Genomic DNA, 21,146 nt, shown 5'->3' on the forward strand with positions numbered 1-21,146 from the left:
GAGAGGACGTGGAACAGATGGTCTCGATCAGAGAGGCAACACCGGCGGACGCGCACCATCTGGTCCGGTTCGTCAATATGGCGGCCGACGACCTGCCGCTGCATTTCTGGCGCAAGACTGCGGGGCCCGACGGCGACGCGCTGGCGATCGGGCGCAACCGGGCGATGCGCGACGCCGGCGGCTTTTCCTGGCGCAATGCCTGGATGGCCGAGGTCGACGGCACCGTGGCGGGCTGCCTGCTGGGCTACCCGGCAGAGGTCGATCCCGACCCCATCGACCCCGATACGCCCGCGATCTTCGTGCCGCTGATCGCGCTTGAACGGCTGGCGCCGGGATCATGGTACCTGAACGTGCTGGCGACGGATGCCGCGTGTCGCGGGCGTGGCGTCGGCACAACCCTGCTGGCGCGGGCAGAGGTCGCGGCCCGGGCCGCCGGATGCCCCGCGATCAGCCTGATCGCGGCGGACACCCACGGTGACGCGCTGCGCCTTTATGCGGCACACGGCTACCGCGCGGTGGACCGTCGCCCAGTCGTCAAGGACGACTGGCGCGTCGATGCCGAAACATGGATCCTCTTCACGAAATCCGTCGCCTGACGGGCGTCGTCAGCCGACGAAGGCCACCGGTCTTTCCCACTGGATCAGAACGGTGCAGCCGTCGACGGACCAGACGCTGTGTTCCGATCCTTCGGGGTTGAAGACCACCGATCCGGCGGGATAGGTGCCCGCCTCGTCGCTTTGACTGCCTGACAGCACAAGGATCGTCTCCAGCCCCGTATGCCTGTGCCGCGGCACGGACGCGCCGGCAGCATAGCGCAGCAGGGCCACGTCGGGGCCGCCTTGCCAGAGGTGGCAAATCTCGACCCCGTCGCGGAACGGCGCGAATGTCATCCGGTCCCATCCTTCTGGCAGCAGGCCGGTCAGCACCTTCGGATCAGTCATGCAGCGCCTCCAGTATGGCATCGGTCGGGGCCGCCCAGCCGACGATGCCGCCTTGGGCGGTCATCATCGCGATGGTTGCGGCCTTGAATGCGGGAAAATAGCTTTCGGTCGCGTCGGTCGCGATCAGGCAGTCGAACCCGCGGTCGTTCGCTTCGCGCATCGAGGTCTGCACGCAGACCTCTGTCGTGACACCGGCAAAGATCAGTTGGCTTATACCAAGGTCGACCAAGCGCAGGCCAAGGTCGGTCCCGTAGAAGGCCCCCTTGCCCGGCTTGTCGATGACGATCTCGCCGGACAATGGTGCGAGATCGGGCACGATGTCGGCCCCCGGTTCGCCCGCGATCAGGATGCGCCCCATAGGGCCGGGATCACCGATCCGCAGCGATGGCGCGCCGCGCAGGCGCTTGGCCGGCGGGCAGTCCGACAGGTCGGGCCGGTGACATTCGCGGGTATGGATCACCGGCAGCCCCGCCGCGCGGAATCCGTCCAGCAGGCGTCGCACGGTCGGCACGATGGCCGACAACAGGCTGACATCATTGCCAAGACTGGCGCCAAAGCCGCCCGCTTCGATGAAGTCGCGCTGCATGTCGATCACGATCAGGGCAACCCGGTCCCGGTCCAGCGGAAACGCGAAGGGGGCGGCGGCGATCCCTGTCATCAGGCGTGCCCCGCCATGTGTCGGCCCAGTTCGGCCACATCCGCGGTGGCGACCTGTGCTTCAAAGGTGATGCGGCCTTCGGACATCACGAGGATGCGGTCGGACAGTTCCATGATCTCATCCAGATCCTCGCTGATCAGCAGGATCGCTGTCCCTGCGTTGCGCGCGTCCACCAGCCGGTCGCGGATCGCCTGCACGGCTGCGAAATCCAGACCGAAACAGGGATTGGACACGATCAGCACATTGACCTCGCCGGTCAGTTCCCGTCCCAGCACCGCCCGCTGCACGTTGCCGCCCGACAGCGATGCGATGCGCGCGGCGGGCGACGTCGTCTTGACATTGAACCCGGCGATCAAAGCGTCGGCGTTGGCGGCCATGGCGCGGCTGTCCTGCCAGAATACATGTCCACCGTCCGGGCCCTGATCGAACATCCGGAACGCGAGGTTTTCGGCGACGCTCATGCGCGGCGCACAGGCGTTGCGCAGCGGCTCTTCCGGCAGATAGCGGACCTTGTGCGCCCGCGCCTGCGCCCGGGTGGCCGTGTAGGGGCTGCCGCCGACGGTGATGCGGCCCGCCCTCAGCCCGCGTTGGCCGGTCAGGATTTCCATCAGTTCCATTTGCCCGTTGCCGGAAATGCCCGCGATGCCAAGGATCTCTCCTGCGTGGAGTGTCACGTCGTCGACGGCAATCTCTTTCAGGCCCGTGCGGTCGGGGGCGCGGATGCCTTGTAAGGTCATCACGGGTGCGCCGCGCAGGTGGGTCCGTGTGCGGGTGGACACCTTGGGCGCCTCGCCCATCATCGCGCGGCTCATGGCGTCGATGCTCATGTCCGCCACCTTGCCACCACCCACATAGCGGCCCCGCCGCAGGATCGACACCTCGTCGGCAAAGGCGCTGACCTCGCGGAATTTATGGCTGATCATCAGGACGGTGATCTCGCCCGCGCGCGTCAAGGCGCGGACGTGGCCCAGAACCTCGTCCGCCTCGTTCGGCGTCAGGACAGAGGTCGGTTCGTCGAGGATCAGGAACCGGTTGCCCAGATACAGCTGCTTGAGGATTTCGAGCTTCTGCCGTTCGCCCGCCGCCAGACGGCTGACCGGCTGGTCCAGCGGGACCCTGAAGGGCATCCGTGACATGAAGTCGTCCAGCGCGACCCGCTCGCGCCGCCAGTCGATGACGGCGGGCGTATCCGCACGGCTGATCACAAGGTTTTCGGCCGCGGTCAGGGACGGCACGAGGGTGAAATGCTGATAGACCATGCCCAGCCCCAGGGTCTGCGCGACCTTGGGATCGTTCATCTTCGCCTCGCGTCCCGCGACCAGCAACTGGCCAGAGGTCGCGCGGTAAAATCCCATGATGCATTTCACCAGCGTCGATTTGCCAGCCCCGTTTTCGCCCAGCAGCACGTGAAAGCTGCCCGCGGGGATCCGGATCGAGACGTCATCCAGCGCGGTAAAGCTGCCGAAGCGCATGGTCATGTGCAGCGCCTCGACCCCGATGGCGGCGGTGGGCGCACGGGTCTCGGCGCCGATCACGCTCATGCGGGCAGACCGGCGATCAGCGCAGCCGACTCCGTCACCGCGCCAAAGACGCCGCCCTGCATCGTGACCATCTTGATGGCGGCGGTGTGGTTGCCGGGATCGGTGGCACCACAGCAATCCGCGACGATGATGCATTCGAATCCGCGGTCGTTGGCTTCCCGCATTGTTGTGGACACACAGACGTCGGTGGTGATGCCGGTCAGGATCAGGTTGGTGATGCCCTTGGTGCGCAGGATCAATTCAAGGTCGGTGGCGCAGAAGCTGCCCTTGCCCGGCTTGTCGATGATGATCTCGCCGTCCAGCGGATAGAGGTCCGGGATGATGTCCCACCCCGCCTCGCCGCGGATCAGGATCTTGCCGCAGGGACCGGCGTCGCCGATGCCCGCACCGATCTGCTGGCTGCGCCAGCGCTTGTTGGGTGGCAGGTCCGACAGGTCGGGGCGATGCCCTTCGCGGGTGTGGATGATGTGATAGCCCTTGGCCCGCATGTCCGCCATCAGCGCCTTGATCGGGCCGATGGGCGCCTGCGTCAGGGACAGGTCATAGCCCATGTGATCGACGTAGCCGCCGGCGCCGCAGAAATCGGTCTGCATGTCGATCACCACCAGCGCGGTGTTGGCGGGCGTCAGGTCGCCGTTCCACGGCCACGCATAAGGGGTGCTGTCGACGGTCGTCACTGACCGGTTTCCTTCTCTCCGAACATCCGGTTGGGCTTGGGAAAGCCGCAGCCAGTGCCGTCGGTGACGCGCACATCGCCTTCCCACGGCAGCACGTATTTGCCGGCCGCAAGGTCGGTCATGTAGGTATAGGGACAGTCCTGCGCGCCGCCCTTCACCGCGACATAGCCGCGGTGTCCGAACTGATAGGGGTTGTTTTCTACCCCCCAGATCGCGCGGGCCTCGCGCACCAGATCGGGGCGCACCTCCGCGCTGATGATCTCGTCCGCGCGGCCCGTCTTGCCATGGGCGATGACGCTGCCGTCGTAGTTCACGATCATCCCCTCGCCCATGCTGTCAAAGGTGCCGTCCGACCCGCACATGCAGACGTTGGCCGTCACCATCAGGTTGCAGAAGCTGTTGGACTGGTTGGTGAACCGCCACGCCTCGCGGATCGGCGCGGTGTAGCCTGCGGTGCGGATCATGATCTCGGCGCCCTTATAGGCGGCCTCGCGCGACATTTCGGGGAACATCCCGTCGTGGCAGATGATCAGGCCGATCTTCGCCCCCTTCGGGCCGGTGCAGACCGGGATGCCGATATCGCCCGGCTCCCACGGCTCGACCGGCACCCAAGGGTGCATCTTGCGATAGTAAAGCTGCACCTCGCCCGCGTCGTCGATGATCAGACCGGTGTTGTAGGGATAGCCGCCCGGGTTCAGTTCCATGATCGAAAAGCAGCCCCAGATCGCATTGTCGATGCAGGCCTGCTTCAGCGCCGCGACCTCTGGTCCGTCCATGCTGCACATGATCTCTGGGTTGGTGTCCATCGACAGGCCGTGCAGCATGTATTCGGGAAACACGACCAGATCCATCGTGCCGAGGTTGCGGCGCGCCTTGGCCACCAGTTCCACCACGCGCGCGGTCTGTGCCGTCAGATCGGCCTTTGTCACCACGTTGGGCAGTTGCAACTGTACGAGGCCGATCACCACGCCGTTGTCCGTCTTGTTCAGTCCGCCAAGGCCATTCATTGCGGTCGCTCCTTATTTGGTGAGGCTCAGTTCCAGCGGCGCACCCTGCAGGGCCCGGTCCGGGGAACTCGTGAGGATCAGCAGCGCCAACGTCAGGACGTAAGGTGCTGCAAAGAAAAGGTAGTAGCCCTCGGTCACGCCGACGGACTGCAGCGCCGGGCCAAGCGCCCCGGCCCCGCCGAACAGCAGCGCCGCCCAGAAGCAGTTGATCGGGTTCCAGCGGGCAAAGATGACCAGTGCGATGGCCATCAGGCCCTGCCCCGAGGACACGCCTTCGGTCCAGCTGCCGGGATAGTAAAGCGACAGGTAGGCCCCGCCGACACCCGCCAGCGCACCGCCAGCGGCGGTGGACAGCAGGCGTACACGGTCGGGGTCAAGGCCCATGGCGCGGGCCGCATCCGTGCTGTCGCCCACGACACGCACGATCAGACCGACGCGGGTGGATTTGAACATCCATGCCATCGCGACCGCCAGCAGGCCGCCCGCGATGAACAGCACGTTCACCTGCAAGGCCGCCTGCACCTGCGGCACGGACGACCACCAGCCCAGCGGGATCGCGGGCAGGTCCGGCGCCTGCGGCTGGATGTAGGGTTTCCCGAAAAAGAATGCGAGGCCCATGCCGAAGAGCATCATGGCGATGCCAACAGCGATGTCGTTCACGCCCTTGAACTTGCAGATCCAGCCGTGCAGCAGACCGAAACAGGCGCCCGCCAGCGCCGCCGCCAGCACACCCACGAAGGGATTGCCGCTTTGGTAGGCGATGGCGTAGCCGCTCATCGCGCCAAAGACGAGGGTGCCTTCCAGCCCCAGATTGATGCGGCCCGACCGCTCTGTCAGGCATTCGCCCAGAGAGACGAAGATGAACGGCGTCGAGACGCGGATCGCGCCGCCAAGGATGGCCAGCGGCACGCCCCACAGACCGATATCGACGGGGTCCATCAGCGGCCCTCCCAGTAGGCGGCGGTGAAAAGGCGCAGGTGACCGTACAGCGCCTCGCTCAGCAGGATGATGATAAAGACCATGCCTTCGAAGACGAGGATCGTCGCGTCGGGCAGATCCATGCGACGCTGGATCAACCCGCTGGACGCCTCGAACCCGGCCAGCAGGACGGCGACGGGCAGGATCGCCAGCGGATTGTGCCGTGCGAGGAAGGCCACGAGGATTCCCGTGTAGCCGTAACCCGCGATCAGCGAGGCGTTGGCCGACCCGTGCACCGCGGCGACCTCGTAATATCCGGCCAGCCCGGCGAAGGCCCCGCCAAGGGCCGTGAAACCGATGACCAGCTTGCCCACGGGCAGGCCCTGCACCTGTGCCGCGCGGACGTTGTCGCCGGCGATGCGGGCGGCAAAACCCAGCGTCGTCCGCTCGATCAGGATCCAGCTAAACACGCAGGCCAGCACGCCGGCCAGGACACCCCAATGCGCGCCCAGAAACGGCATGTCGCCGACCTTCAGCGCATCGACAAGAGGTGCAGTCGAGGGCTTGTTCAGCGACGCGGGATCGCGGAACGGCCCTTCGACGAAATGGTTCAACAGAGCGATGGCGATATAGGCCATCAGAAGCGAGGAGATGGTCTCGTTCACGCCGCGCTTGATCCGCAGGGCACCGACCGTCCCGATCCACAGACCGCCCATCGCCATGCCCGCCAGCGCCATCGCGATCATGCCGGGGGCTGCGGACCAGCCTGCGACCGCCGTGCCGGTGACCGCTGCCGCAAGCCCGCCCAGCACGATCGCGCCTTCGCCGCCGATCACGACAAGACCCAACCGCGCAGGCAAGGCTACGCACAAGGCAGCCAGCACCAGCGGCGACACCCGCGACAGCGTGTTCTGCCACGAGAAGGCCGAAGAAAACCCGGCCTTCCACACCAATCCAAAGAACTCTGCCGGGGACTTGCCGACCAGCAGCAGGAACAGGCTGAAGGCCGCGAACCCGGCTGCAAGCGCACCAAGGGGGATCGCGACCCCCTCGGCGCGCGGCATGACCCTTGAAAGGACCCGTGCCGCGGGACTGCCAGACGCAGCCGTCGCAGGTCCTGACATGCTCATCTTAGCTGGTCGATCCCAGGACGCCGTCGACAAGGTAATCCATGCTTTCCAGTGCCACGTCGGTTTCCACCAGCTCCGTGCCCCCCGACACGATTTCCTTGCCCGCGTTGTCCATCAGCGGGCCTTTATAGACGGCAAAGCCGCCGGCCATGATCTCGGCTTTCACGGCCTCGAATTGTGCGCGCGCGGCGTCAGAGTTGGCAGGGCCCAGCGGGCTCATTTTGACGAACCCGTCGGCCAGGCCGCCGCGCACGAAGTTGGGGATCGTCTCGCCGGCCATCGTCTTGGCGACCATGTCGGTATAGACGCTGGCCCAGTTCCATTCGGCACCGGTCAGATACAGATCACCGGCCAGCGCGCTTTGATCCGCGTGATAGCCGCAGACGAAGGCTCCGCGCGCGGCAGCCGTCTCGCAGACGACCTTGGGGCCGTCGACGTGGCAGGTGATGACGTCGCAGCCCTGATCGGCCAGCGCGTTGGTGGCCTCTGCCTCCTTCACCGCCAGCGACCATTCACCGGTAAAGATCACCTGACAGGTGATGGTCGGATCGACGGCGCGCGCGCCCAGCAGGAAAGAGTTGATGTTGTTGAGCACCTGCGGGATCGGCTTGGCCGCGACAAAACCGATCTTCTTGGACTTGCTGGCATGACCGGCGGCGATGCCGTTCAGGTATTGCCCCATGCCGATATAGCCAAAGTAGGACCCTGCGTTGGTCGGGTTGCCTTCGGTCCACAGACCGCCGCAATGCTCGAACCGGATGTCGGGATATTTCGGTGCCAGTTCAATGATATGCGGGTTGAAATAGCCAAAGGACGTCGGGAACAGCAGCGACGCGCCGTCGAAGTTGATCATCGATTCCATCGTGTTCTGCACGTCCTGGCTTTCGGGGACGTTCTCCTCCTCGAGCACGGTGACGCCGTCCATCGCCTTGACGGCGGCGGCGCCCTCTGCATGAGCCTGGTTGTAGCCGAAGTCGTCCTTGGGCCCGACGTAGATGAAGCCCACGGTCAGGGCCTCCTGCGCCATGGCGGGCCGGGCAAAACCGCTGAGCGCCATGGCACCGAGGGCGGCGGCACTGGTGCCCAGAAAGCGGCGGCGATTCAGGGGGGTCATCTTGGGCATGTCGTCGCTCCATGTTGATCGGACGCCGGGCGCGGCGGCCGTTAATATATATGAATCGCAGACTATGAGAGTTCAGCGCTGTTTACGTCTGCTTAATATTCGCCAAAGCGGTGCAAAAAATGCAGCGCTCTTCCTATTACCGGTTTCAGGCCAGCGACAGGCGATCAAGCGCCCGCGTCAGGCGCTGGGCAAACCGGGCAGAGGCAACCGGCAGCGTGCGCCCGCGCTGCTGCCCCAGCAGCAGATTGCCCGCAGGCACATCCCGTGTCGAAAGCGGCCGCGAGACGATCCTGTCATCGGGGGCCAGCTGCAAGCCGATGGGAATTTGAAACGACACCGCATTTTCGTGCAAAACATAGTGCCGCATGAAATCGAAGCTGTCGCTTTCCACGCTGGGGCGCAGCGGGCGCGTGCCACGGGCCGCCGCCACCTCCATCAGGGCGCGCACGCCGTAGGCGCTGCTGGGCAGGATATGGGGCTGGTCAAGACAATCGCGCAGCCGCACGTCTGACTGTGCCGCAAGCGGATTGTCGCGGCGCATGATGGCATGAATGACCTGCGGGCAATGGGCAATGACCTCGAAATCCACCAGATGCACCGGCTCGAAGACCAGCGCGAGGTCGCTGTCGAAGGTCGCAAGATCACGCTCTGCCGCTTCGCGGTCCCGCACCATGACGGAAAAGGTGACACCGGCATGGTCCCTGCGATACGCGGCAATCTGCTCTGGCAGGAAATAGGGCACCAGCGCCTGCGAACAGGCGATCGCGATGTGGCCCCGCCGCTCGCCGGACAGATCGGCCACCTGACTTTGGACCCGGCGCAGATCAGAGGCCTGCGTGCGGAAATGCTGCATCAACAACTCTCCGGCCGGGTTCAGGCGCACTCCGCGCGGCAGTCGTTCAAAGATTTCGGATCCGAACTCGTCCTCGAACCGCTGGATGCGCCGGTTCAGGGCAGAGGCGGTGATGTTCATGTCGTCGGCGGCCTTGCGGATAGACCCGGCACGCATGACCCCCTCGATATAATGAAAGTTTTGCAGGTGTTTCATGGTAGCCCCTTGCGCAGCGCTGCATTTTTTGCATCGCTTTTGTGAATTCTTAGCATTTGCGTGACTGGCCGCAACTGCGGACAAGGGCGGAATACTCCTGCGATCATCACGAGGATCCTTGCCATGACCGACATTCGGATGACGATCCCCGATCTGCATGCCGCCTACGCCAGTGGCGTCAGCCCGACCGAGGTCATCGGACAGGTCTTTGCCCGGATCGCCGCCGCGCGCGATCCACAGATCTTCATCACCCTTGCCGAACAGGACGCGGTGCTAGCCGATGCGGCGGCCCTTGGGCCGTTCGATCCGGCCAAGCCGCTGTGGGGCATCCCCTTTGTCGTGAAGGACAATATCGACGTGGCCGGGGTTCCGACGACCGCCGCCTGCCCTGCCTATGCCTATACGCCCGATCGCGATGCCTTTGTCGTGGCGCAGCTGCGCGCGGCGGGGGCGATCTATTTGGGCAAGACGAACCTTGACCAATTCGCCACAGGGCTGGTCGGCGTGCGGACACCCTACGGCGCGCCACGCAACAGCATCGACCCGCTGATCGTGCCGGGCGGATCGTCCGGCGGGTCCGGCGTGGCGGTCGGCCACGGCATCGTGCCGCTGGCACTGGGGACCGACACCGCGGGATCGGGACGCGTGCCCGCGGCGCTGAACAATATCGTCGGCCTGAAACCCACCCTCGGGGCCTTGTCCGCCACTGGCGTCGTGCCCGCCTGCCGGTCGATCGAGACGATCTCGATCTTTGCGCTGACCGTGTCCGACGCCTATGCCGCCTACCGCGTCTGTTGCGCCTATGACGCGCAAGATGCCTTTGCCCGCCACATCACGGCCCCGGCCCTGACCGCAGCCGCCCCGGCGCCGGTGATCGGCATTCCCAGCCCCGACAGTATCCGGTTTCTGGGGGACGGCGTGCAGGCGGCGTCCTTTGCGGACGCGGTAGACCTGCTGCGCGCGCAGGGCGCCGTGATCAGGGATATCGACTTCACCCCGCTCTACGATGTGGCGCACATGCTGTATGAAGGGGCCTGGGTGGCAGAGCGTTATACGGTGATCGCCGACCTGCTGGCCCGCGATCCCGACGCCATTCATCCCGTGACACGGCAGATCATCCGCAAGGCGGAGGATCTGTCCGCCGCCGACGCCTTCCGCGGCATCTACCGGCTGAAGGAACTGGCCCGCGCGGCAGAGCCGCTGCTGGACGGCATCGACATGCTGTGCGTGCCGACGATCCCGCGGTTCCATACGGTCGCAGAGTTGGAGGCGGACCCCGTCACGCCCAATTCCAATTTCGGCACCTACACCAATTTCGTGAACCTGCTGGATATGTGCGGCATCGCCGTACCGGTGCCCGCGCGGTCCGACGGACGGCCCGGCAGCGTCACCCTGCTGGCCAAAGCCGGTCAGGACGACCGGATCGCCGCCACCGCCCTCGCGCTGGAGGCAGCGGGCGGGCGCCGTCTGGGGGCCACCGACTGGCCATTCGTGGCACCGCCCGCGGTGGAGGACGCCTCGCCCGCGCCTGTCCTGCGCCTCGCGGTGTGCGGGGCGCATATGTCGGGTCTGCCGCTGAACGGGCAGTTGACCGACCGGGGTGCGGTCTTCGTCAGGGCCGCCCGGACCAGCGATGCCTACCGCTTCTACGCGCTGGCCGGCGGCCCGCCCGCGCGCCCCGGATTGGTGCGCGGTGCGCCCGGATCGGGCGCGGCCATCGCCGTAGAGCTGTGGGATCTGCCGCTGACGGCGGTGGGCGGTTTTCTGGCAGGGATTCCCGCGCCTCTTGGATTGGGCACCATCGCGCTGGACGATGGCACCACGGTCCAGGGCTTTCTGTGCGAAGCCACAGCCACCCAAGGCGCGACCGACATCACGGCAACCGGCGACTGGCGCAGCTATCTTTCGGCGCACGCCGCAGACGCCCCGGCCTGAAAAGATCCCCCCCTGTCAGGCGCTCAGCAGCATCCCCTGTATTCCGCGGCGATGGCATCTTCGATCTCTGGCCAGAGGGCGGCAAGCGCCGCCGTCCCCGGCAGCCCCGCGCGCACCTGCGTCCGCAAGTCCGTGTGCAGGCGGTCAATGTCCACACCGGAGGGCCGCCCGTCCGACAGAACAAGCCGCCCGCCCGCATAGATCCGGCGGATCATGTTGCGGGTCGCGCGTGTCATGACGAAGTCGCGCGGATCGACGGGCATCAGTGCGTCCGGATCCAGCAGATCCAGATCCAGCAGCAGCAGGTCCGCCGGCATTCCTGGCGCCAGCACGCCACCGGGCGGCAGACCCAAGCCCGCGCGGCCGGTCGCACAGGCGGCCTTCAGCGCGGTCTGCGGCGTCATCCCGTCGGTCCCGAAGCCCGGTGCGCGGTTCAGAAAATGGAATAGGCGCAATTCGCGCAGCGCATCATCGTCGTCGTCCAATGCGCAGCCGTCCAGTCCCATCGCAACCTGAACACCCGCCGCCTGCATCGCGGTCACCGACGCGATCCCCGACGACAGATGCAGGTTGGACGAGACGTTGACGGCAATCCGCGCACCCGCCCGCGCGATGGCCGCATACTCTGCCGCGCGGCCATAGACGCAATGCGCCAGCGTCAGCCGCGGGGATAGCAGACCGATCCTGTCCAGCATGGCGACAATGCCGTCGGGATAACTGCGGTCGGCCCAGTGGCGCTGCGGACGGGTTTCCAGCAGGTGCATGTGCACACGCCGCCCCGTCCGGGCCGAGGCGTCGGCAATCGCCGTCAGCAGATCCATGGAACACCACTGCACGCCGGTCGGCCCGTATTGCACGTCGACATGGACATCCATGTCGGCCACCGCCGCGGCGACCTCGTCCACCAGCGCGATCTGATCGGCCACCGCAAGCGGGGCCGCACCCCACGTCTTCTGCACCATCTGTGCCGCGTCGGGGCTTAACCTGGACAGCACCGACGCGTAATCGCCGTAAACCAGCGGATTGCGATCCCGCATCGCGACGGCAAAACCGATGGAGATACCGACATCCTGTGCGGCGCGTGCGATCTCGCGGGCTTCCTGCGGCAAGGGTCGTTGGCCCATCGCACGGGTCAGATGCACCATCACCGCCGTCGCCCCGCCGCGCAAGGAACGCGCAAACGCCGCCGCCGCCGCCGTGTAAGGATCGACCGCCGGCATGGTCGCCAGTTGCGGCAGCCAAAGTTCGAGCGGCTTCAGCGCGGCACCGAACGACGCGCTCGACAAGGGGCGCGCGTGGTTGTGGGCATCCGTCACCGCAGGCATCGCCAGCAGCCGCGGCGCCACCCCCGCCCATGGACGGATGGCCGCGATCAGGCCTTCCTGCAACACCATTTCGACGGGTCCGGAAGAGTCGTAGTCCGGCCCCAAAAGGGCGGTTGTGACAGCGATGGAGGTGATTTCTGACATCTCGGACCTTGATCAACGGGGATTTGCGCCGGACGATAGGGCACGCGACAGGGTGATCATAGAGCGGCGTTTCGCAAGCGTCTCCTCGACTGCGGGGTGAACCGACGCCGCATGGCGAAAATCCAGTGGCCCGCCGATGTCGGCCGACACAGAATGAACGGTGTGACCTGACAGCGATCCGTCGAGAAGGCCGCTGCGGATACTGACCGCGACACCAGCGTTCAAGACCTGAACCGGATAACCCAGCGAGACTTTGGAGATCCGGGCCTGCCCCCACTCCAGCAACATCAGCGTATGGGCGCGCAGGACCTGCCCGTTGTCCAGCTGACAGAGCTCAATAAGGGCCGTCAGGTCGGAGGTCTGGCTAGGCTTCAGTCCCTGTGTCTTGCCGTCGCCACGCCCGGAACCGGGCCGTGGTGGATGACAGCGACGGTCCGCCCCGCACCCTGTAAATCGGAGCAAAGTTGCCTCGGAAGAGCTCGAAAAGACGATTAATAACAGTGGCTTATTATCGTCCATTTAGAAGTCCGGGCAAAGATGCTACGAAAATCGGGGTAAGATCCCGCGGACTGGAACAAGACGAAAAAAAGCTCGCCGAGGCGAGCTTGGTGACTGACAATTTCTGGAACGTTCAGGCGCGGTTCAGGCGGATTTCTTCATCGCGATCAAAGAGCGGACATCGACTTCAATTGCTCCGATGCCAACTTTATCGAAACGGCGAAAGCCCTGAACCTTGCCATCGAGAACGTCGGCGAACAGGTCTTCGAAGCGTCCAGCACCACGCTGGCAGGCGTAAGAAATCGGATGAAATTCACCAGCGGTCGTTTCGTCCAGCACCGGCAATTCGGTCACCTTATTCAGAAGTTCTTCGAGGTGCGACCGGGCAAAAACGACATGGCGAACTGACCCGCGACCGGTCCTCGGAATCAATGGCTGCAAAAGATCTACGCGATAAAGAATTTCCACTTGGTTCTGGGTGGCGCACAGATATGCGGGGACATCCCGCAACGGAATGGCGGTTGCAAAGGCTTCGATCAGGCGCACGCTCTTGGCAGCCTCGAACACCATGGTCCCGCTCTCCACTTCAGTCGCATCTGTTGGAATCTCACCAAGCTATTTCAGGAGGCGCGATAGCCGTGGCCTTTCGACGCCGACGGCCGCGGACAAGCTATAAAGGGTATGGTATCGCCGTTGTGTAATTTCGACGCCAAGAACCCGCGTGCCGGGCTCAACTGCGGAATGCTTTACGATGTGGTCGCGCAGGATATCACGGATCGGACCAGGATTGATCGCATTGCACCGGCGATCAAGCCAGTTGAAAAGCCTTCCATAAAAAGCAAGTGGACCAGCCTGCACCGCGGTGGCAGTCGAGGTTTGACGGATGGTGTCAAGCGCCTCCTCGATTGCCCCGGGGCCTTCTGTGTAGATTGAGAAACCGCTATCCGTTGCTTCTTCAGTTTCCTCGGGTGTCAATCTCGTGATGGCAACATTATGGCCGTGCTGCAGGATCCCGCCGAGCATTTCTGACGCGGCGAGCACCTGTTCAATGGTTTGACCGTCCAGCCACTTATTTATGCCGGCCGTTGATCTGTGAATACGTGCACGAAGCCACGACAGATAGTCCGGCGTTTTGAGCTGCTGCCGGTTTTGTGGACACGAAGATAAGATCGTGACCATTGAACTGGAGAGTGGATATGACGAGACGGAAGTTTAGCCGCGAGTTCAAGATCGAGGCGGTAAGGCTGGTGACCGAGCGAGGCGTTGCGGTCGCTCAGGCGTGCCGGGACCTGGATCTTGCGGAGAGCGTGCTGCGTCGCTGGATGCGGGAATTGATGGGAGCGCCTGTTGCGGCGTTTCCCGGCAATGGCTTGCAACGCGCAGAATTGGCCGAGATTGCGACCCTGAAGAAAGAGGTCGCCAAGCTCAAGGCGGAGCGTGACATCCTAAAAAAGGCGGCAGCTTACTTCGCGCGGGAAGCGACATGACGTTCGCTTACGTGGCAAAGCATCGGCACATTTGGCCGGTCAGCTGGATGTGCGCGGTGCTGGGCGTCTCCCGATCCGGCTTTCATGCCTGGCTCAGAAGGCCGATAAGCGAACGCGCGGCTCAGGATGCAAAGCTCGTCCAGTCGATCGACAAGAGCTTCAAGGCCAGCGATCGCACCTATGGCGCCCGCCGGGTCTGGCGTGACGTTCTGGAAGAAGGTCTCGCATGTGGACTGCACCGGATCGAACGCTTGATGCGGCTAAATGCAATGAGAGCGCGGCCCAAACGCCGCGGGAACCCGAAGGATGACGGCGAGCGGTCGGTCATCGCCGACAACATCCTTGACCGCGACTTCACAGCAGACCGGCCGAACCAGAAGTGGCTTGCCGACTTCACCTACATCTGGACCGCAGAGGGCTGGCTCTACGTGGCGGTCGTGCTGGACCTGTTCTCCAGGGTTCGCCATTGTGCTTGAACCAATGGCGCATCAATGGCTCACCGTCGGCTGGTCCATGAAGGCGGAACGGGATGCTTCACTGGTCATGGATGCGCTGATCCCTCTCATGGTTTGCCAGTCATTCCACCGGAATGACCTGCAAACCACTGCCGGGCAGCGGATGGCCGTCTGGCGGCGCGGAAAGGCTGACGCGCTGCTCCATCACTCAGACCAAGGATCGCAATATACCAGTGAGCAGTTTCAGCGCCTGCTGCTGGACAACGGCATCATTTGCCGGGTGAGCCGTGCGGGCAATGTGTGGGACAACTCAGCAATGGAGAGCTTCTTCTCGTCGCTGAAGATCGAACGGACAGCCCGCAAGGTCTACCGCACCCGTGACGCGGCACGCGCCGACGTGTTCGACTACATCGAGCGCTTTTACAATCCGAGGCGACGGCATTCGAAGCTGGGCTATCTCAGCCCTATGGCGTTCGAGGACCGAGCTATGCAAACCTAACCCGGTGTCCACGAAACCGGCAGCAGCTCAGCCTAACCAAATGACAGGCCAGATCTTCCGCCAAAGCAATAACGACCGCCGTCTACCACTACATGCAGCCTTCAAAAGTAGTCTGACGCAAAATGTTGGGAACAATGTAAAGGTGGTTTACGCCAAAGCAGACCTCCATTTTCGGCGCAGCGAAGGTCAGCTTTCCGCCGATTCTGTTGAAAAACAACGGTTCGCTCGTGCAGAAAGTCAGGTGCCGATGAGGGTGCAAGCGCCTTTCTTATCAGGCCGGGCGCACATGCTGCGGTGCAGGAAGGATCTTGGCTAATTTCCGGAGATTCTGAGCGGTGGCGGCGAGCAAGAATTCGTCATTTGCGCCGTTCGGACCGCGTAATCGGAGCCGCCCCAGCCCCAGAATGCGTTTGAGGTGGGCGAAGAGCATCTCGACCTTCTTTCGGAGCCGCATTGAGACGGCGTATTGCTCCGTCTTGGCGATGTCGCGGGCAACCTGACGGGCATCTTCATGCTCTTCGCGGGTGATCTTGCGGGCGTCGGCATTCGGGCAGCATTTCGGCTTCGAAGGGCAGGATTGGCAGGTCAGCTTCAGGGCCTGATACTTGGCGACGCCCTTGCCGGTTGGGCCACGTTTCGGGTCGGAGTAATTGCGACGGAATTGTTTGAGGGTTTCGCCTTCCGGGCAGATGTATTGGTTGTTCTCGGCGTCCCAATCAAAGTCGGCGCGAGACCAGGTGCCGTCTGTGCGGCTCGCCTTGTCAATCACTGGAATATGCGGTGCGATCTTGCGGTCCACCAGCCAGCCGAGCATCGGTCCGGAGCCATAGGCCGTGTCCGCAATGATGCGCTCGGGATGCAGGTTGAACGTGTCTCTCACACGATCCAGCATGGTGCGAACAGACCCGACCTCAGCCTGCCGGATCGACCGGGTCGCTTCCACGTCAACGATCACGGCGTGGTCCGTATCGATCAGGTAGTTCGTCGAATAAGCAAAGAACGCAGGGCCCTTGCGAGCTGCAGTCCACTGACTGGACGGGTCTGAATGAGACGTGAACTTGGGCTCAACTGTTGTGGCTGCGCCAAAGGCGGCGTCATCCAGAACTTGGAGATACTCTCTGACGGCCCGCGGCGCATCGGCTGGATTTATGGCTTCAGGATGCCAGTCTTCCTTCGCCGTCGCGTTCTGCTTGTTGGCGTCAGCCTCGATCAGGCTTGCGTCTGCGGCGAAGCGCTGGCCGCTGACCAGACCTTCAGCGATGCACCGCGCCACGACCGTCTCGAACACGTGGCGCAACAGGTCGCTGTCCCGGAACCGGCCATGGCGGTTCTTCGAAAAGCTGGAGTGGTCTGGCACACGATCAGCCAGATCAAGGCGGCAGAACCATCGATAGGCGAGGTTCAGATGCACCTCTTCGCAGAGCCGCCGCTCTGACCGGATGCCCAGGCAATACCCAACCAGCAGCATGCGGATCAGCAACTCGGGGTCGATGGAGGGGCGGCCGGTATTGCTGTAGAACGGAGCCAGATACTGACGGATGCCGGACAGATCCACGAAGCGATCAATGGATCGCAGCAGGTGATCTTGCGGGACATGACCTTCTATCGAGAACTCGTAAAACAATGCGCCTTGCGCCTCTTGCCTTGGTCTCAGCATCGCAGATCCTCCGCCTCACTACCGAAAGTGAATCAGCGACCAGGCCCCAAATCAACAAGAGTTTTTCAACGGAATACGCCCATCTTGTCGACTGCTTATCAGCTCCAGCGGCGGGCGACATAATTGCTTCGGAAAGATCGCACGGCGGTTGTTCACGTCCCGGAACCTGCAAAAGACAGGTCCAAACGAAGAGACGCCCTAACCCATCGATAAAATCAAGTATAAATATATGTGCGCCACAGAGTGGACACTAACTTGTGTTTGATGGACAAAAAATGGCCACGAATGGCCATTTAATGCTGTGTTTTACAAACACCAACAGCTGGACTACTTTCAGCAGCCCTTTGAATAGCAGTAGTTGCCGCAGGTCATGCAGCCTTCAGCCATGCGCAGACTCTGTACTCGCTTATAGATCTGAGCGTTTCATTCTGAAGAAAACCGGAAGCTTAAGGGGGCTATCTGAACCAGCTCGTCGCATTCTACATTTAGTTGCCGCACCGATCGTGACCCAACACGTTGATGAAAAGTCAGTCTCGCAGGATCTTTAGCCCGATTCCGAGACAACTTTGTCCCGATTTACACCCTCAGTGGGTCCACACGCCTCGCCGGTGAGTCGCAAAGTTTTCGCCATAGCCGCCGGGACGCACGTTGGCCCGACGGGTCTGGGGTTCGGTCACGACCGCGTCAATCCCGTGGTCCTTGGCATAAGCCAGCGCCTCTTCTTTCGTCTCGAAGGTCAGCCGCACCTGGCTTTGGGTATCGGTCGAACTGGTCCAGCCCATCAGCGGGTCGATCTCGCGCGCCGAATCCTTGACGAAATCCAGCACCCACACGTGGGTCTTGGCCGTGCCGGAGGACATGGCCGTCTTGGCGGGGCGATAGATGCGGGCCTGCATGGGACGAACTCCTGTTGAACCGGGGATGTTATCGGCAAATTGCGCGCCAAGGGCAAGAGGAACCCTACCCCATCAGCCCGCGTTGGTCAGCTGAACCCAGACCAAAGGACGACCCATGAAATTTCTTCCCCTGATGGCCGCGCTGACCATGGTGCCGGCCGGCGCTTTTGCTGCGGCCCACGCCGAAATGATGCCGATGACCGCGACGGTCAACGGCACCGACGGGTCCAGCAAGGGGATCGTCACCATCACCCCGACCGAGTCCGGCGCGATGCTGGTCCAGATCGACCTGTCGGGCCTGCCTGCGGGCGACCACGCGATCCATGTGCACGAAACGGGCGACTGTGCGGCCGCCGATTTCACCAGTGCTGGCGGCCACTTGGCCGACGGTCATGACCACGGCGTGATGGCCGCGGCTGGCCCGCATCCGGGCGATATTCCCAACATCACCGTGGCCGAGGATGGCACGGCGAAGATGGAATTTTTCAACGCGATGCTGACGCCCGAGCTGATGGGTGACGACGACGGATCGGCCATCATCGTGCATGCGGGCACCGACGATTACAGCAGCCAGCCCGCTGGCGACGCGGGTGACCGCATCGCCTGTGGCGTGTTCAAGTAATCAGAACGCCCATTCGCCTGCGCGCATCACCGGGACCACTTCGCCGGTCCGGGTGATGCCGTCGATATCGACGGCATCCGATCCCATCATCCAGTCGACGTGGACCAGAGACTGGTTGCCGCCCTTCTGCTTCAATTCCTCGGGCTTCAGGGACGATCCGCCTTGGATCGTGTCCGCGTAACATTGCCCCAGCGCGATATGGCAGGATGCGTTTTCATCAAAGAGCGTGTTGTAGAACAACGTGCCTGATTGCGAGATCGGCGAGGAATGAGGCACCAGCGCCACCTCTCCGATCCGGCTGGACCCGTCGTCAACGGCCAGCAGGTCGCGGAACACGGCCTCTCCGGTCGATGCCGTCGCCTCCACAATCTTGCCCGCCTCGAACCGGACCGCGATGTCGCGGATCACCGTGCCTTGATACGCGAGGGGTTTGGTCGCCGCGACCGTGCCGTCGACCTTGTAGGCGTGCGGGCAGGTAAAGACCTCCTCCGTCGGGATATTGGGCTGGCAGACGACGCCGTTCAGCGCGGGCGAGGCGCCCCCTTTCCAGATATGCCCCTCTGCCAGACCAAGGCGCAGGTCGGTGCCGGGGCCGGTATACTGCAACGCCTCGAAGTTCTGCGCGTTCAGCCATTTGACGCGGGTCTTCAGTTCCGCCGTGTGGTCGGCCCAGTTCTGCACCGGATCGTCACCGCCAAGGCGGGAGGCGTCGTAGATCGCATCCAGCAGCCGACCCTGCGCCTGATCGACAGGCACATCGGGGAACACGCGGGCGGCCCAGGCGGCACCGGGGAAGGCCACGATGTTCCAGTTCACCTCGAACCCCACGATCGGGTTCATGGCCGGCTTGGCCGCGATGGACACGGCCTTGGATGCACGTGCCACCTTCGCCGGGTCCTGTTCGGCCAGCAGCATGGGGTCGTCGCCGGTGATCGCCATGCGCGCGGCACCGGCCTTGTAAGCCTTGCCCAGCCCTTCGTAGAACCAGTCGGCGGCACGATCGAAGCTCTCATCTTCGGCATTTTCATACCGCGCCAGCGTGATTGCGTCATCGGTAAAGAACGGCAGCACCAGACCGGCGCCCGCCTTGTAGGCATGAACCGCAATGCGCTGGACCAGCGGCAGGGCGGACATGTTGGCGGTGATGATCAGGTCCTGCCCCTTTTGCAGGTTCACGCCGGTGCGCACGGCGACCTCGGCCAGACGGTCGAGTTTTTCGGGGTCCAGATGGTCGGACATGGGGATGCTCCTTGAGGGTTGGGCGCGAACCTACGCCTCTGCCCTGCGGCGTCAACCTCGGCTCAGGCCCTGTCAAGCACCTCGACCGAGAGGATGGTCGGCAGATGCCGCGTCAATTCCGCCCAGCTGTCGCCCTCGTCGAAACTGGCAAAGACCGATCCGGAGTTCGTCCCGAAATAAAGACCCGCCGGATCGCGCGCATCCCCCGCCATCGCCTGCCGCAACACGGTGAAATAGCAGCCCTGTTGCGGGAGCCCGTCGCGCAGTCCTGTCCACGTGGCACCGCCGTCCCGCGACCGCCAGACGGCGCAGGCCGCATCCGGTGGGAACCGCCCCGCCATGTCGCCGTTCAGCGGAAGGGTCCAGATCGTGTCCGCGTCGCGCGGATGCACCCGGATCGGAAAGCCGAAGGTGGACGGCAACCCCGTCGAGATATCGTCCCACGACCGCCCCCCATCGGCGGACCGCCAGACGCCGTGGTGGTTCTGCTGATAAAGCACATCGCCCTCGCCCGGCGCGCGCATCATGTTGTGGACGCAATGCCCGACCTCGCCCCCCTCCGGCCCCGCCGGGTGGTGATGGTCGGCACAGGCGCCCGCGTTCGACAGCCGGTTGCGCCGGTCCCATGTCGCCCCGCCGTCGTCGGTCGCAAAGACGCCCTCTGCCGAAATGCCGACCCACATCCGGTCGGGGTCCGCGGGATGAGAGACTAGGCTGTGCAGCGTCAGCCCTGCGCCCCCCGCCTGCCAGTCATCCACACCCTGATCGTCGGTCAGACCGCCGACCTTGTCCCACGTCACGCCCATGTCATGGCTTTTCAGCAATCGCGCGGGCTTCGTGCCCGCACAAAGCACGCCATGGGCGAAATGCAGCGACCAGACCTGCATGAACTCCCGGTCGAACGGCATCGGCGCATCCACCCAGCCGATCATCGCGGCAAAGCCGGGATCATTGGCCGCCCAGTCGTCCATGCCGCCTTTGGTCAGCTTGGTCAGCGTCCAGGTGGCACCATCGTCCTGCGACCGCCAGACCCCCGCCCCTTGAAAGTCGCCACCGCCACCGGCCCAAAGCGTCCCCGTCAAAGGATCGCCGATCACGTGGTTGATCGGCCAGCCGTCGCAGAACGGGCCTGTCGCGGCCCAGCCCTGCGCACCCTCCCTCACCAGAAACACGCCCTTCGACGTGCCCCACAGGATCGCCACAGCCATCGCATCCCCCCTATGCAGCCTGCCCGATTCTAGCACAAACCGGCCCTTTCGTCGCCTTCGGCGTTGCTGCTGGCGGCAAGTGTCAGCAGCACCCCTTGAACCGCAGGGCTTCGGGATCAAATATGTCTTGACCCCCGA

Annotated in this window: 20 protein-coding genes and 1 pseudogene; 4 read left to right on the top strand and 17 right to left on the bottom strand. The window is 63.8% G+C overall.

Going from position 1 to position 21,146, the window contains the following annotated elements; translation table 11 throughout:
- Positions 1 to 17 precede the first annotated feature (17 nt).
- Complete coding sequence (locus tag GLR48_RS19150) at positions 18 to 596, top strand: GNAT family N-acetyltransferase (protein ID WP_237064001.1); 579 nt, start codon at positions 18 to 20, stop codon at positions 594 to 596.
- A gap of 9 nt (positions 597 to 605) precedes the next feature.
- Here the strand turns inward: GLR48_RS19150 and GLR48_RS19155 are convergent, their stop codons facing one another.
- The 9 genes from GLR48_RS19155 to GLR48_RS19195 form a co-directional block, all read right to left on the bottom strand.
- Complete coding sequence (locus GLR48_RS19155; protein ID WP_237064003.1) at positions 606 to 941, bottom strand: cupin domain-containing protein; 336 nt, start codon at positions 939 to 941, stop codon at positions 606 to 608.
- A complete protein-coding gene (locus GLR48_RS19160; protein WP_237064005.1) occupies positions 934 to 1,599 on the bottom strand; it encodes a cysteine hydrolase family protein in 666 nt (221 codons plus the stop codon). Before GLR48_RS19160 ends, GLR48_RS19155 begins: the two co-directional genes overlap by 8 nt.
- A complete protein-coding gene (locus GLR48_RS19165; protein WP_237064007.1) occupies positions 1,599 to 3,140 on the bottom strand; it encodes an ABC transporter ATP-binding protein in 1,542 nt (513 codons plus the stop codon). Before GLR48_RS19165 ends, GLR48_RS19160 begins: the two co-directional genes overlap by 1 nt.
- Positions 3,137 to 3,817 (bottom strand): biuret amidohydrolase, encoded by a 681-nt coding sequence (biuH, locus tag GLR48_RS19170; RefSeq protein WP_237064009.1) that lies wholly within the window; start codon positions 3,815 to 3,817, stop codon positions 3,137 to 3,139. Before biuH ends, GLR48_RS19165 begins: the two co-directional genes overlap by 4 nt.
- Positions 3,814 to 4,824, bottom strand: coding sequence for a formamidase (locus tag GLR48_RS19175; protein ID WP_237064011.1), 1,011 nt, complete (start codon positions 4,822 to 4,824; stop codon positions 3,814 to 3,816). The genes biuH and GLR48_RS19175 overlap by 4 nt, the downstream gene beginning before the upstream one ends.
- A 12-nt stretch (positions 4,825 to 4,836) precedes the next feature.
- Complete coding sequence (locus GLR48_RS19180) at positions 4,837 to 5,763, bottom strand: ABC transporter permease (RefSeq protein ID WP_237064013.1); 927 nt, start codon at positions 5,761 to 5,763, stop codon at positions 4,837 to 4,839.
- Complete coding sequence (locus tag GLR48_RS19185) at positions 5,763 to 6,806, bottom strand: ABC transporter permease (protein WP_237064015.1); 1,044 nt, start codon at positions 6,804 to 6,806, stop codon at positions 5,763 to 5,765. Before GLR48_RS19185 ends, GLR48_RS19180 begins: the two co-directional genes overlap by 1 nt.
- 67 nt (positions 6,807 to 6,873) lie before the next feature.
- A complete protein-coding gene (locus tag GLR48_RS19190) occupies positions 6,874 to 7,995 on the bottom strand; it encodes a BMP family ABC transporter substrate-binding protein (protein WP_237064017.1) in 1,122 nt (373 codons plus the stop codon).
- Positions 7,996 to 8,140: 145 nt separating this feature from the next.
- On the bottom strand, positions 8,141 to 9,043 hold the full coding sequence (locus tag GLR48_RS19195; protein ID WP_237064019.1) for a LysR family transcriptional regulator: 903 nt from the start codon (positions 9,041 to 9,043) through the stop codon (positions 8,141 to 8,143).
- A 123-nt stretch (positions 9,044 to 9,166) separates the two neighbouring features.
- On the opposite strand from GLR48_RS19195, the gene atzF reads away from it, so the two are divergent.
- A complete protein-coding gene (gene atzF / locus GLR48_RS19200; RefSeq protein WP_237064021.1) occupies positions 9,167 to 10,978 on the top strand; it encodes an allophanate hydrolase in 1,812 nt (603 codons plus the stop codon).
- A 23-nt stretch (positions 10,979 to 11,001) separates the two neighbouring features.
- On the opposite strand, the gene GLR48_RS19205 is transcribed toward atzF, so the two are convergent.
- From GLR48_RS19205 to GLR48_RS19220, 4 genes are all read right to left on the bottom strand, one after another.
- Entirely contained in the window at positions 11,002 to 12,447 is a 1,446-nt protein-coding gene (locus GLR48_RS19205; RefSeq protein ID WP_237064023.1) for an amidohydrolase family protein, read from the bottom strand.
- 12 nt (positions 12,448 to 12,459) lie between these two features.
- Positions 12,460 to 12,966: a hypothetical protein gene (locus GLR48_RS19210; RefSeq protein WP_237064025.1), complete on the bottom strand. Its 507-nt coding sequence runs from the start codon at positions 12,964 to 12,966 to the stop codon at positions 12,460 to 12,462.
- A 123-nt stretch (positions 12,967 to 13,089) separates the two neighbouring features.
- On the bottom strand, positions 13,090 to 13,515 hold the full coding sequence (locus GLR48_RS19215) for a hypothetical protein (RefSeq protein WP_237064027.1): 426 nt from the start codon (positions 13,513 to 13,515) through the stop codon (positions 13,090 to 13,092).
- Between the two features lie 45 nt (positions 13,516 to 13,560).
- Complete coding sequence (locus tag GLR48_RS19220; RefSeq protein ID WP_237064029.1) at positions 13,561 to 14,124, bottom strand: hypothetical protein; 564 nt, start codon at positions 14,122 to 14,124, stop codon at positions 13,561 to 13,563.
- A gap of 17 nt (positions 14,125 to 14,141) precedes the next feature.
- Here GLR48_RS19220 and GLR48_RS19225 point away from each other — a divergent pair.
- Positions 14,142 to 15,386 (top strand): annotated as a pseudogene (locus GLR48_RS19225) (IS3 family transposase).
- Between the two features lie 271 nt (positions 15,387 to 15,657).
- On the opposite strand, the gene GLR48_RS19230 reads toward GLR48_RS19225, so the two are convergent.
- Positions 15,658 to 17,043: an IS1182 family transposase gene (locus tag GLR48_RS19230; protein WP_237064031.1), complete on the bottom strand. Its 1,386-nt coding sequence runs from the start codon at positions 17,041 to 17,043 to the stop codon at positions 15,658 to 15,660.
- Between the two features lie 584 nt (positions 17,044 to 17,627).
- Complete coding sequence (locus GLR48_RS19235) at positions 17,628 to 17,939, bottom strand: ETC complex I subunit (RefSeq protein ID WP_237064033.1); 312 nt, start codon at positions 17,937 to 17,939, stop codon at positions 17,628 to 17,630.
- A gap of 115 nt (positions 17,940 to 18,054) precedes the next feature.
- On the opposite strand from GLR48_RS19235, the gene GLR48_RS19240 reads away from it, so the two are divergent.
- Positions 18,055 to 18,561, top strand: coding sequence for a superoxide dismutase family protein (locus GLR48_RS19240; RefSeq protein ID WP_237064034.1), 507 nt, complete (start codon positions 18,055 to 18,057; stop codon positions 18,559 to 18,561).
- Here the strand turns inward: GLR48_RS19240 and GLR48_RS19245 are convergent, their stop codons facing one another.
- Positions 18,562 to 19,800 (bottom strand): aminopeptidase, encoded by a 1,239-nt coding sequence (locus GLR48_RS19245; RefSeq protein ID WP_237064036.1) that lies wholly within the window; start codon positions 19,798 to 19,800, stop codon positions 18,562 to 18,564.
- A 62-nt stretch (positions 19,801 to 19,862) separates the two neighbouring features.
- Positions 19,863 to 21,008 (bottom strand): WD40/YVTN/BNR-like repeat-containing protein, encoded by a 1,146-nt coding sequence (locus GLR48_RS19250; RefSeq protein WP_237064038.1) that lies wholly within the window; start codon positions 21,006 to 21,008, stop codon positions 19,863 to 19,865.
- Between the last annotated feature and the right edge of the window lie 138 nt (positions 21,009 to 21,146).

Source organism: Loktanella sp. M215 (genome assembly GCF_021735925.1).
Lineage (GTDB): Bacteria > Pseudomonadota > Alphaproteobacteria > Rhodobacterales > Rhodobacteraceae > Loktanella.